At 61.3% G+C, this 12,806-nt stretch carries 12 protein-coding genes; 6 read left to right on the top strand and 6 right to left on the bottom strand.

All coding sequences use genetic code 11. From position 1 onward, the window contains the following. Positions 1-170: 170 nt before the first annotated feature. The 5 genes from ppx to AD659_RS26740 form a co-directional block, all read right to left on the bottom strand. On the bottom strand, positions 171-1,673 hold the full coding sequence (gene ppx, locus AD659_RS26760; protein ID WP_053126446.1) for an exopolyphosphatase: 1,503 nt from the start codon (positions 1,671-1,673) through the stop codon (positions 171-173). Between the two features lie 293 nt (positions 1,674-1,966). Then, positions 1,967-2,701: an amino acid ABC transporter ATP-binding protein gene (locus AD659_RS26755; protein WP_053126444.1), complete on the bottom strand. Its 735-nt coding sequence runs from the start codon at positions 2,699-2,701 to the stop codon at positions 1,967-1,969. Continuing rightward, a complete protein-coding gene (locus tag AD659_RS26750) occupies positions 2,688-3,338 on the bottom strand; it encodes an amino acid ABC transporter permease (protein WP_053126442.1) in 651 nt (216 codons plus the stop codon). Before AD659_RS26750 ends, AD659_RS26755 begins: the two co-directional genes overlap by 14 nt. Beyond that, positions 3,335-4,003 carry an amino acid ABC transporter permease gene (locus AD659_RS26745; protein ID WP_053126440.1) on the bottom strand — a complete coding sequence of 223 codons (669 nt, stop codon included), beginning with the start codon at positions 4,001-4,003 and terminating at the stop codon, positions 3,335-3,337. Before AD659_RS26745 ends, AD659_RS26750 begins: the two co-directional genes overlap by 4 nt. 21 nt (positions 4,004-4,024) lie before the next feature. After that, on the bottom strand, positions 4,025-4,810 hold the full coding sequence (locus AD659_RS26740; RefSeq protein ID WP_053126438.1) for a transporter substrate-binding domain-containing protein: 786 nt from the start codon (positions 4,808-4,810) through the stop codon (positions 4,025-4,027). A gap of 255 nt (positions 4,811-5,065) precedes the next feature. Between AD659_RS26740 and AD659_RS26735 the strand changes: the two genes are divergently transcribed. From AD659_RS26735 to AD659_RS26710, 6 genes are all read left to right on the top strand, one after another. Continuing rightward, a complete protein-coding gene (locus AD659_RS26735) occupies positions 5,066-5,773 on the top strand; it encodes a FadR/GntR family transcriptional regulator (RefSeq protein WP_053126436.1) in 708 nt (235 codons plus the stop codon). 121 nt (positions 5,774-5,894) lie between these two features. Continuing rightward, the gene (gene trxA, locus AD659_RS26730) at positions 5,895-6,224 is read left to right on the top strand and encodes a thioredoxin TrxA (protein WP_003206727.1); all 330 of its coding nucleotides are present in this window, start codon (positions 5,895-5,897) and stop codon (positions 6,222-6,224) included. 242 nt (positions 6,225-6,466) lie between these two features. Then, complete coding sequence (gene rho, locus AD659_RS26725; protein WP_003206716.1) at positions 6,467-7,726, top strand: transcription termination factor Rho; 1,260 nt, start codon at positions 6,467-6,469, stop codon at positions 7,724-7,726. A gap of 124 nt (positions 7,727-7,850) precedes the next feature. Continuing rightward, a complete protein-coding gene (gene ubiD / locus AD659_RS26720; RefSeq protein ID WP_039590257.1) occupies positions 7,851-9,317 on the top strand; it encodes a 4-hydroxy-3-polyprenylbenzoate decarboxylase in 1,467 nt (488 codons plus the stop codon). After that, positions 9,317-10,285: a CDP-6-deoxy-delta-3,4-glucoseen reductase gene (locus tag AD659_RS26715; RefSeq protein ID WP_053126434.1), complete on the top strand. Its 969-nt coding sequence runs from the start codon at positions 9,317-9,319 to the stop codon at positions 10,283-10,285. Before ubiD ends, AD659_RS26715 begins: the two co-directional genes overlap by 1 nt. 322 nt (positions 10,286-10,607) lie before the next feature. Continuing rightward, a complete protein-coding gene (locus AD659_RS26710) occupies positions 10,608-11,276 on the top strand; it encodes a gamma-glutamylcyclotransferase (protein ID WP_053126432.1) in 669 nt (222 codons plus the stop codon). On the opposite strand, the gene glpT is transcribed toward AD659_RS26710, so the two are convergent. After that, positions 11,252-12,601, bottom strand: a complete 1,350-nt coding sequence (gene glpT / locus AD659_RS26705) for a glycerol-3-phosphate transporter (RefSeq protein ID WP_053126430.1) — start codon at positions 12,599-12,601, stop codon at positions 11,252-11,254. The two genes, AD659_RS26710 and glpT, sit on opposite strands and share 25 nt — an antisense overlap. Positions 12,602-12,806 lie beyond the last annotated feature (205 nt).

Below are 12,806 nucleotides of genomic sequence, written 5' to 3'. Positions count from 1 at the left end.
GCTCCCGCTGGGCTGCACTGTAGGAGCTGCCGAAGGCTGCGATCTTTTGATCTTTCGCTTGGGACTCAAGTGTCTGGGGAAAGATCGCAGCCTCGTTGCACTCGACAGCTCCTACACAGCCCAGCGGGGATAAATCCCCTCGCCACAAGAGATTTGTGTTGGCGCTGGGCTCAGTGGATGTTCAGCACAATCCCGACCCGGGTCAGCCATTCCGCCTCCTGGGCGAAGTCGGCCTGGGTCAGTTGGTTCTCTTCCAGCCAGCCGTCGGGGAACATCACGTCCAGTTGATCACCGTCGGCATGCAGGGCCACTTGCGGCATTTCCTGGGTGCCACGGATGTGGTGGAACAGAATCGCAAAACGCAGCAGCACGCACAGGCGAATCAGCTTGATGCCGTCATCGCCGAACTCGGCGAATTTATCCTTGGGAATGTTGCGTCGATGGCCGCGCACCAATAGCGCGAGCATTTGCTGGTCTTCCCGGGAGAAACCGGCCAGGTCCGAGTGCTCGATCAGGTAGGCGCCGTGCTTGTGGTAGTGATAGTGGGCGATGTCCAGGCCCACTTCATGGACCTTGGCGGCCCAACCCAGCAACTCGCGCCAGACCCCGTCGTTCAGGTCCCAGTCGTCGGCCACCTGGTCGAAGGCATGCAACGCCTTGCGTTCGACCCGTACGGCTTGCTCCTGGTCGACGTGATAACGCTCCATGAGCGAGCCCAGGGTGCGCTCGCGCACGTCTTCGTGATGATGACGCCCCAGCAGGTCGTAGAGCACGCCTTCGCGCAGGGCGCCTTCACAGTGGTCCATGCGTTGCAGTTCGAGCGCGTCGAAAATCGCCTCGAGGATCGCCAGGCCCGCCGGGAAAATCGCTCGGCGGTCGGGCTTGATGCCTTCGAAATCGATCTTGTCCGCTTCACCGAGCTTGAATACCCGGCGCTTGAGCCAGGCCAGGCCCTCGGCGTTGACCTCGCCGGTGCCGTAACCACCGGCCTTGAGGGCCAGGCCGATGGCCCGGATGGTCCCTGAGGAGCCGATGGCTTCGTCCCAGGTCAGGCGGTGCAGGGCGTGCTCGATGCTCATGATTTCCAGGCGCGCCGCGGTGTAGGCCTGGGCATAGCGGGCCGGGGTGATCTTGCCGTCGCGGAAATAACGCTGGGTGTAGCTGACGCAGCCCATTTGCAGGCTTTCGCGCAGCAGCGGCTCGAAGCGCTGGCCGATGATGAATTCGGTACTGCCGCCGCCGATGTCCGCCACCAGGCGCTTGCCCGGGGTGTCGGCCAGGGTGTGGGAGACACCAAGGTAGATCAGGCGGGCTTCTTCACGGCCGGAAATGACTTCCACCGGATGGCCGAGGATGGCTTCGGCGCGGCGGATGAACTCGCCACGGTTGCGTGCCTCGCGCAGTGCGTTGGTGCCGACGATCCGCACCGCGCCCAGAGGCATGCCGTTGATCAGTTGGGCAAATCGCTTGAGGCAGTCGAGCCCGCGCTGGATGGATTCTTCGCTCAGCTGGCGTTCTTCATCGATGCCGGCGGCCAGTTGGACCTTTTCGCCGAGCCGCTCAAGAATGCGAATTTCCCCGTTCTGGGCCTTGGCGACGACCATGTGGAAGCTGTTGGAGCCCAGGTCGATGGCAGCGATCAGGGACAGATTCTTGGCTTGGGATGGCGGCATGGTCAAAAAGTCTCGGTCGATAACCTTGCCATCCTGCCACGATCGACCGCTTACGCCAACGCACCTGAAGCAAACCCTTGAGCCAGAGCAGCCTGCAGGGTGTCTTTGTGGCGAGGGAGCTTGCTCCCGCTGGGTCTGTAGAAGCTGTGTAGGAGCTGTCGAGTGCAACGAGGCTGCGATCTTTCCCCAGCCACTTGAATCCCAAGCGAAAGATCAAAAGATCGCAGGCTTCGCCAGCTCCTACAGAGTCGAGCGGGAGCAAGCTCCCTCGCCACAAAGGCTTTCACCGACCGTCAGGCAGGCTCGACCATCCCGATGAAGTTCGCCAGCTCCGCCGTCTGCGGATTGGCGAACAGCACCTTGGGATCGCCCACCTCATGCACCTTGCCCTGGTGCATGAACACCAGTTTGTCGCCGACTTCCCGGGCGAAGCGCATTTCGTGGGTGACCATGATCAGCGTCATGCCTTCCTTGGCCAGTTGCCGCACCACGCTAAGCACTTCGTTGACCAGTTCCGGGTCCAGGGCCGAGGTGATTTCGTCGCACAGCAGCACTTTCGGCGACATCGCCAGCGCGCGGGCAATCGCCACCCGTTGCTGCTGGCCGCCGGACAAGCGGTCGGGGAAGGCATCGAATTTCTCGCCGAGCCCGACCCGCTCCAGCATCTGCCGCGCCAGCTCGGCCGCCTTGGCCTTGGGCACTTTTTGCACAACCTGCGGCGCGAGCATGACGTTCTCGCCGACCGTCAGGTGCGGGAACAGATTGAACTGCTGGAACACCATCCCGACTTTCTGCCGCAGGCTGCGCAGATCGGCACGGGCGGCGTCGAGGTATTCGCCGTCGACCTCGATGACACCGTCATTGATCGATTCCAGGCCATTGAGGGTGCGCAGCAAGGTGGATTTGCCCGAGCCGCTGCGGCCGATGATCGCCACCACCTGGCCTTCCTCGACACTCAGGTCGATGCCTTTGAGCACGTGATGATCGCCGTAGTATTTATGCAGGGCGGTAATTCTAAGCAGAGGCATGCAGTCTCCTTTCCAGGTAGCGCGCACTGAGGGACAAGGGGTAGCAGAGCAGGAAGTAACCGAGGGCGACCAGGCCATAGACCATGAACGGCTCGAACGTGGCGTTGGCGAGCATGCCGCCGGTCTTGGTCAGTTCGGTGAAGCCGATGATCGACGTCACGGCCGTGCCCTTGACCACTTGCACGGAAAAGCCCACGGTCGGCGCCACGGCAATGCGCAGGGCCTGGGGCAGGATCACGTAGCGCAACTGCTCCAGCGGGTTGAGGGCCAGGCTCGCGGAGGCTTCCCACTGGCCGTTGGAAATCGAATCGACACAACCGCGCCAGATCTCTGCCAGGTAGGCGCTGGTAAACAGTGTCAGGGCAATCGCCGCCGCCATCCACGGGGAAATCTCCACCCCGGCCAGGGCTACGCCGAAGAACACCAGGAACAACTGCATCAACAGCGGTGTGCCTTGGAACAGCTCGATGTAGGTGCGGGCGATGTTGCGGGGCAGGGCGCTTTTGGAAATGCGCAGCACCATCACCAGCAAACCGATCACGCCACCGCCGATAAACGCCACCAGCGACAGCGCCAGGGTCCATTGCAGCCCGGTGAGCAGGTTGCGCACCACGTCCCAGAAAGTGAAATCGCTCATTGGCTGCTCCTGGCAATGTAGCGACGCCCGACCCAATTGAGGAACTGGCGGATCAACAGCGCCATGCACAAATAGATCAGCGTGGTCAGCGCGTACGTTTCGAACGCGCGGAAGTTGCGCGACTGGATGAAGTTGGCGGCAAAGCTCAACTCTTCGGTGGCGATCTGCGAACAGACCGCCGAGCCGAGCATCACGATAATGATCTGGCTGCTCAAGGCCGGCCAGACCTTGCCCAGTGCCGGCAACAGCACCACATGACGGAACGCCTCGAAGCGGCTCATTGCCAGGGCCGCGGCGGCTTCCAATTGCCCCCGTGGGATCGCCTGGATGCCGGCACGGATGATCTCGGTGGAGTAGGCGCCAAGGTTGATCACCATCGCCAATACCGCGGCCTGCCATTCAGAAATCTGCAGGCCCAGGGACGGCAAGCCGAAGAAGATGAAAAACAGCTGCACCAGGAACGGCGTGTTGCGGATCAACTCCACGTACACGCCGAAGATCGCCGCGAACGGGCGAATGTTCCACGCCCGCACCACGGCCCCGACGATGCCCAGGCTGACCCCGAGCAACGTGCCGATGGCCGTCAGTTCCAGGGTGAACAGCGCACCGCGCAACAGCAGCTCGGTGTTTTGCACCACCGGTAGAAAATCGAACTGATAAGCCATGCTCAGCCTCTCAAGCGACGGTCAGAGATCGGCCGGCAGCGGCTGCTTGAGCCAGGTCTGGGAGTTTTTCTCCAGGCTGCCATCGGTCTTGGCGGTGGCGAGGATCTGGTTGACCTTGTCCAACAGCGCCGGCTCGTTCTTGTTCACGCCCACGTAAACCGGCGAGTCCTTGAGTTTTACCTTCAGCGCCGGAACACGCTTGGGGTTGCGTTCGCTGATGGCGACCATCACCACATTGCCGCTGGCGATCAAGTCGACCTGGCCGGCCAGGTAGGCGGCGATGGTCGAGTTGTTGTCTTCGAAGCGCTTGATGGTGGCGCCTTCGGGGGCTACTTTGGTCAGCTCGATGTCTTCGATGGCGCCACGGGTGACGCTGATGGTCTTGCCCTTGAGGTCGTCCAGGGTGTTGATCGCGGCATCAGGCGGGCCGAACACGGCCAGGTAGAACGGCGCATAGGCGCTGGAAAAGTCGATGACCTTTTCCCGCTCCGGGTTCTTGCCCAGGCTGGAAATCACCAGGTCGACCTTACCGGTGGTCAGGAACGGGATGCGGTTGGTGCTGTTGACCGGCGTCAGTTCAAGCTTGACCTTGAGCTGGTCGGCCAGCAGTTTCGCGGTGTCGATGTCCAGGCCGCGGGGTTTCATGTCCGGGCCGACCGAACCGAATGGCGGAAAGTCCTGGGGCACGGCGACCTTGAGGGTGCCACGCTTGACCACGTCTTCCAGGCCATCGGCGTGGGCGGGTAGCTGACAGAGCATCAGGCTGGCAAACAGGGCTGTGAGCAGGACGCTGCAACGCTGAATCATGGCGAATCTCCGCAATCGGTGATGTGATTTCTGCGTTCGGACAGAGCACAGGCCATGCCAAGGCGGCTATATATCGAGCAAAGCCACGGTTTTGCTGGCGGGGAGCGGTCTTACTGGTCTGAACAGTTGTGCCGCGTTTCGCACCGTTATCGGGCGTCGGCATTTGCCGCCGAACCCTGCTGGGGCACGACTTGCCGGGCGCGGCGAATAGCTTTACAACTAGCCGCTCACTGGCCCGGTTCGTCTGAAAAAACCATGAATTCCATCGCTCGCGCCGTTCCTGAAGTGGCCCTGCAAGCCATCCGCAAACTGATCGTCGATGAAGGCTTCGGCCCCGGCGATGCGCTGCCGTCGCAACGGGACCTGGCGCTGCAACTGGGCGTGAGCCGGGCGTCGTTGCGCGAAGCACTGTCCTCCCTGAGTGCCTTGGGCATGATCAGCGTGCAGCCGGGCAAGGGCGTGTTCGTGCAGGTGCCGGTAGAAGCCCCGCGCAACGAGGCGGCGCCGGGTTGGCCGTTCGCGGCCCAGGCTTCGCCAGTGGACATCTTCCAGTTGCGCTACGCCCTGGAGGGTTTCGCGGCGGGGTTGGCGGCGGTGACGCTCAGCGCCGATGAGCTCGATCGGCTGCAAGACAATGTCGAAGCCATGCGCCGGGAATTGAAGGTCGGCGATTTCGACGCCGCCGCGCGGCTGGATTTCGAATTCCATCGGCGAATCCTGCTGGCCAGCGGCAACCAGGCGATGCTGAGCATCCTCACCGCCAGTGCCGACATCTTCCTGGAGAGCCAGAAACTACCGTTCATCAGGGCGGAGCGGGCGATGGAAACCTGGCAGGAGCATCGCAAGATCCTGCGCGCCCTGGCCCGTCGGGCGTCAGGCGCCGCGCAAAAAGCCATGCAGGAACATGTACGTAACGCTGCGCTGCGTACCGGCATTTCCTTTGTAGCTCCCGTAGCTTCTTGAACCGGGCCATACTCAAATACATCGTGCGCCATAGCGAGACTCAATCAACTGCGGCTTCCTGAACCCGGGAAGGGCCGCTATGATGGGCCACGTTTTTTTGCTGATGACCCCGGAGATTTCCATGAGCAGCGATCTGATCAAACACGTTAGCGACGCTAGCTTCGAAGCTGACGTTCTCAAGGCCGAAGGCGCGGTACTGGTCGACTATTGGGCTGAGTGGTGCGGTCCTTGCAAAATGATCGCTCCGGTCCTGGACGAGATTGCCGAGACCTACAAGGGCAAGCTGACCGTTGCCAAGCTGAACATCGACGAGAACCAGGAGACGCCGGCCAAGCACGGTGTGCGTGGTATCCCGACCCTGATGCTGTTCAAGAACGGCAACGTCGAAGCCACCAAGGTCGGTGCGCTGTCGAAGTCGCAACTGGCCGCTTTCCTCGACGCCAACATCTAAGCGCCGAATGCCACTGGAAAAGCCCCGCAAATCGCGGGGCTTTTTCGTTATTCGGGGCTAGACGCTTGCAAACCCAGGTGGTACATTCGGCCCCGCACTGGTTTCTCCATTGCCCCCTGCAAGCCGTCGCCGACGCTCTCCTTTCGAATAAGTACGCGATCCTGTCGCCTTCTCCGCGGCGCGGCCTCATTAAGCCAAAAGCTTAATTTCCCCCCCTCCATAAATGATTACGTCATTCCTATATGAATCTGACTGAACTCAAGCAAAAGCCGATTACCGAACTGCTCGAATTGGCCGAACAGATGGGCATAGAAAATATGGCCCGTTCGCGCAAGCAGGACGTGATTTTCTCCCTGCTCAAGAAGCACGCGAAAAGCGGCGAGGAAATCTCCGGTGATGGCGTGCTGGAGATTCTCCAGGACGGCTTCGGCTTCCTTCGCTCCGCAGACGCTTCCTATCTCGCCGGCCCAGACGATATCTACGTCTCGCCGAGCCAGATCCGTCGCTTCAACTTGCGCACCGGTGACACCATCGTTGGCAAGATCCGCCCTCCGAAGGAAGGCGAGCGTTATTTCGCGCTGCTCAAGGTCGACACGATCAACTTCGATCGTCCGGAGAACGCGAAGAACAAGATTCTCTTCGAGAACCTGACCCCGCTGTTCCCGACGGTGCGCATGAAGATGGAAGCCGGCAACGGTTCCACTGAAGACCTCACCGGTCGTGTCATCGACCTGTGCGCACCCATCGGCAAAGGCCAGCGTGGCCTGATCGTGGCGCCGCCGAAAGCGGGCAAGACGATCATGCTGCAGAACATCGCGGCCAACATCGCCCGTAACAACCCTGAAGTTCACCTGATCGTGTTGCTGATCGACGAGCGTCCGGAAGAAGTGACCGAGATGCAGCGCACCGTGCGCGGCGAAGTGGTCGCCTCGACGTTCGACGAGCCGCCAACCCGTCACGTGCAGGTTGCCGAAATGGTGATCGAGAAGGCCAAGCGCCTGGTCGAGCACAAGAAGGACGTGGTGATCCTGCTGGACTCCATCACCCGTCTGGCCCGCGCCTACAACACCGTGATCCCGAGCTCCGGCAAGGTGCTGACCGGTGGTGTCGATGCCCACGCGCTGGAAAAACCGAAGCGTTTCTTCGGCGCCGCGCGGAACATCGAGGAAGGCGGTTCGCTGACCATCATCGCCACCGCACTGGTTGAAACCGGTTCGAAGATGGACGAAGTGATCTACGAGGAATTCAAGGGCACCGGCAACATGGAGCTGCCCCTGGACCGTCGTATCGCCGAGAAGCGTGTGTTCCCGGCCATCAACATCAACCGTTCCGGTACCCGTCGCGAAGAATTGCTGACCGCCGATGACGAGTTGCAGCGCATGTGGATCCTGCGCAAGCTGCTGCATCCGATGGATGAAGTCGCTGCCATCGAGTTCCTGGTCGACAAGCTGAAGACGACCAAGACCAACGATGAGTTCTTCCTGTCGATGAAGCGCAAGTAAATCATCAGGACAGGCCAGCAAGAGCCGGGGAAACCCGGCTTTTTGCTATCTGTGCATTCACTATTCTGGACGGGCGGCGTTAAACTCGGGCCCCCGAACGCCACGGCGACCATGAGGCTTTTGCATGCAGTATCGCGATTTGCGCGACTTTATCAGTGGGCTGGAACAGCGCGGCGAACTCAAGCGCATCCAGGTGCCGGTGTCCCCCGTCCTGGAAATGACTGAGGTCTGCGACCGCACCCTGCGCGCAAAAGGCCCGGCGCTGTTGTTCGAAAACCCGACGGGTTATGACATTCCGGTGCTGGGCAACCTGTTCGGCACGCCGGAGCGCGTGGCCCTGGGCATGGGCGCCGAAGCCGTCAGCGAGCTGCGCGAAATCGGCAAGCTGCTGGCGTTCCTCAAGGAACCCGAGCCGCCGAAAGGCCTGAAGGATGCTTGGTCCAAGCTGCCGATTTTCCGCAAGATCATCTCCATGGCGCCGAAAGTCGTCAAGGACGCGATCTGCCAGGAAGTGGTCATCGAAGGCGACGACGTCGACCTGGCCATGCTCCCGGTGCAGACCTGCTGGCCGGGCGACGTGGGCCCGCTGATCACCTGGGGCCTGACCGTCACCAAAGGCCCGAACAAGGACCGCCAGAACCTGGGCATCTACCGTCAGCAGGTGATTGGCCGCAACAAAGTCATCATGCGCTGGTTGAGTCATCGGGGCGGCGCGCTGGACTACCGTGAGTGGTGTGAAAAACACCCCGGCCAGCCCTTCCCGGTGTCGGTGGCCCTCGGCGCAGACCCGGCGACCATTCTCGGCGCCGTCACGCCCGTGCCCGACAGCCTCTCCGAATACGCCTTCGCCGGACTGTTGCGGGGTAACCGTACCGAACTGGTGAAGTGCCGCGGCAATGACCTGCAAGTGCCGGCCACCGCCGAGATCATCCTTGAAGGCGTGATCCATCCCGGCGAAATGGCCGATGAAGGGCCGTACGGCGACCACACCGGTTACTACAACGAAGTCGACAGCTTCCCGGTGTTCACCGTCGAGCGCATCACCCATCGGATCAAGCCGATTTACCACAGCACCTACACCGGCCGTCCACCGGATGAACCGGCCATTCTCGGCGTGGCGCTGAACGAAGTGTTCGTGCCGATCCTGCAAAAGCAGTTTCCGGAAATCACCGATTTCTATTTGCCGCCGGAAGGCTGTTCGTATCGCATGGCCGTGGTGACCATGAAGAAGTCGTATCCGGGGCATGCCAAGCGGGTGATGCTCGGGGTCTGGTCGTTTTTGCGACAGTTCATGTACACCAAGTTCGTTATCGTCACCGACGACGATATCAACGCACGGGACTGGAACGACGTGATCTGGGCCATCACCACGCGCATGGACCCCAAGCGCGACACGGTGATGATCGAGAATACGCCGATCGACTACCTCGACTTCGCCTCGCCGGTGTCTGGCCTGGGGTCGAAGATGGGGCTCGATGCCACGCATAAATGGCCGGGTGAGACCACTCGCGAGTGGGGCCGGGTTATCGTCAAGGATGAAGCCGTTACCCAACGGATCGATGCCATCTGGAATCAGTTAGGAATAGATTGATGCGTGTAACCTTGCAGCCTTCCGGGGCGGTGCTGGAGATACAGCCCGCCGAGCGGATTCTCGATGGCGCGCGGCGTCTGGGCTATGAATGCCCGCAAAGCTGCCGCAACGGCAACTGCCATGTGTGTGGTGCGTTGCTGGTGGAAGGTCGTGTGGAACAGGCGGGCGAGGTGCGCGATCACGGTGAGATCTTCACCTGCATCGCTGAGCCGCTGGAAGATTGCGTGGTGCTGTGGGACGGCGTGCTGTCGCCGGGCGAGCTGCCGGTACGCAACCTGGCCTGCCAGGTGGTCGAGTGCGCCGACGTGGGGGGCGATGTCTGGCGAGTGCGCCTGCGGGCGCCAGCGGGCAAGCCACCGCGCTATCACGCCGGGCAATACATGATGATCGAACGGGAAAACGGCGAGAAATCGGCGTTCTCCCTGGCCTCGGCGCCGCATTCGGGGCGCGAGCTGCAATTGCACGTCTTGGTGCGCGAAAGCAGTGCACAGGCGCTGCTGGAACAACTGCGACGCAACCCCAGCGTGCGCGTCGAAATGCCCTTTGGCGACACGCATTTGTCCGAGCTGCCAGACGGACCGTTGGTACTGATCGCTGCCGGAACCGGCATGGCGCAGATGCACAGTCTGATCGAGCATTGCCGTGCAGCGGGTTTCAAGCACCCGGTGCACCTGTATTGGGGCGTGCGTCGGCCGGACGATTTCTATGAAATCGAGCATTGGGACGAATGGAAAAAACTGCCGAACCTGTTCCTGCATAAAGTCGTCAGCGACTTGTGCGGCTGGGAAGGGCGTTGCGGGATGCTCCATGAGGCGGTGTGCGAGGACATCAGCGATCTTTCCGGCGTGCACGTCTACGCCAGCGGCTCGCCGGCCATGATCTACGCCACGCTCGATGCCCTGGTGGAGGCTGGCATGGACGCCCATCAAATGCGCGCCGATGTGTTTGCCTATGCGCCGCGGGCTTGAGCCATACGCTCCGCATCACGACTAAGCCTTGAGCTGTGCTGTTGTGGCGAGGGAGCTTGCTCCGGCTGGACTGCGAGGCAGTCCCAGAAGAGGCGGTCGCTGCGCAACCGAGCGGGAGCAAGCTCCCTCGCCACAAAAGCCTCATGTCCATCCAGCGATATAACTTCATATATTTCGTTTCGATATTTAGTCTTGGGGCTAGATACCGATAACGTATATAGGGTTCGCAATGGCATTCAACTTGCGTGAATTCCCCTGACCGTCAACACCATGACGGCACACCGACCACCTTCCGACCGCGAGGAGCCTACCGCTACCGGCCATGACCGCTATCGAATCCGCCATTACCTGTGCCTTGTACCCGCCACGACTCGAGCTGGGCCCGCAGCTGACCCGTGAACAATTGCTCGCCTCGATGCAATTGACCATGAGTCTCCACCAGGGCGGTCCGGTCTGGCTGTTCGCGTACGGTTCACTGATCTGGCGGCCGGAATGCACGGCGGTGGAGCGGGTGCGCGGCCGGGTCCATGGTTATCATCGCGGTTTGTACCTGTGGTCCCACGAACACCGCGGCACCCCGGAGTTGCCAGGGTTGGTGTTCGGGTTGGATCGCGGCGGTTCGTGCAGCGGTTTCGCCTACCGGTTGCCGGAAGAGAATCTCGAAGACTCGCTGTTTGCCCTGTGGCAGCGCGAGATGCCGGTCCCGTCCTATCGTCCGCACTGGCTCAGTTGCCGTCTTGAGGATGGCAGTCGGGTACAGGCCTTGGGTTTTGTGTTGGAGCGACACCTGCCCAGCTATGCCGGCAATTTGCCGGACCATGTGCTGAGCCAGGTGTTCGAAAGCGCCTGTGGGCGTTACGGCACCACTCGCGATTACGTCGAGCAGACCGTCCACGCCCTGCGCAGTCACGCCATGCCAGACCGGAATCTGGAGGCGCGGCTCAAGCGCTGCCAATCAGCGCCGGATCAGGCCACCGCTTCGCGGCTCTGACTGGCGATCTGCTTGTGCCATAGGGTTGGCGCGAGGAATGCCATCGCCAGCAGGCACGCACCGATCAACAGCACAAAACCACCGTTCCAGCCAAAATGGTCCACGGTGTAGCCCATGGCGGCACTGGCCGCGACCGAACCCCCCAGGTAGCCAAACAGGCCGGTGAAGCCTGCGGCGGTACCGGCGGCTTTTTTCGGCGCCAGTTCCAGCGCCTGCAAACCGATCAGCATCACCGGGCCGTAGATCAGGAAGCCGATGGAAACCAGGGCGATCATGTCGACGGTCGGGTTGCCGGCCGGGTTCAGCCAGTACACCAGGGTTGCCACGGTCACCAGGGCCATGAACACCATGCCGGTCAGGCCACGGTTGCCACGGAAGATCTTATCCGACATCCAACCACACAGCAGCGTGCCGGGAATGCCCGCCCACTCGTAGAAGAAATAGGCCCAGGAGCTCTTGTCCACCGTGAAGCCCTTGGCTTCCTTGAGGTAGGTCGGCGCCCAGTCCAGCACGCCGTAGCGCAGCAGGTAGACAAACACGTTGGCCATGGCGATGTACCAGAGCATCTTGTTGCGCAGCACGTACTTGACGAAGATTTCCTTGGCGCTGAATTCGTTCTCGTGGCTGGCGTCGTAGCCTTCCGGGTAGTCGTTCTTGTACTTCTCGATCGGCGGCAGGCCCACCGATTGCGGGGTGTCGCGCATGGTCGCGAAGGCAAACACCGCAACGACGAGCGCTACGGTAGCGGGCACGTAGAATGCCGCGTGCCAATCATTGAACCAGGCCATCCCCAGCAGGAACAATGGGCCGATCAGGCCGCCACCGACGTTGTGCGCCACGTTCCACACCGACACCACGCCGCCACGTTCCTTCTGCGACCACCAGTGCACCATGGTCCGTCCGCTTGGCGGCCAGCCCATGCCTTGGGCCCAGCCGTTGATGAACAGGAGGATGAACATGATGGTCACGCTGGACGTTGCCCAGGGCGCGAAACCGAACACGAACATCACCCCCGCCGAGACCAGCAAGCCGAAGGGCAGGAAGTAGCGCGGGTTGGAACGGTCGGACACCAGGCCCATCAGGAACTTCGACAGCCCATAAGCGATGGCGATGGCCGACATGGCCAGGCCCAGCTGGCCACGGGTATAACCCTCGTCGATCAGGTACGGCATGGCCAGGGAGAAGTTCTTGCGCAGCAGGTAATACCCCGCGTAGCCAATGAAGATCCCGGCGAAGATCTGCCAGCGAAGGCGTCGGTAGGTGCTGTCTATTTTTTCTTCAGGCAGGACTGCCTGGTGTGCGGCAGGTCGAAAGAAAGCAAACATTCAAGTGCTCCAGGTTCTTGTTATGGCGGCGGATGCGAATGTTACAGTTTCGTTACCGAAAATAGCATCGCTCGTTGTCGCATAAACAGCGGAAATTTCGATTGGTCATGTTCTTAAGTGAACATGTCGCTCAGACGTAAGCGAAGGGCGTCGTAGGAAATGCCTTCGCGACGCCCTTTCATGCGCCGCATCGGTAAATACGGGG

Origin of the sequence: Pseudomonas thivervalensis (genome assembly GCF_001269655.1) — a bacterium.
Lineage (GTDB): Bacteria > Pseudomonadota > Gammaproteobacteria > Pseudomonadales > Pseudomonadaceae > Aquipseudomonas > Aquipseudomonas thivervalensis.
This window is presented reverse-complemented; position numbering and strand designations above follow the sequence as displayed.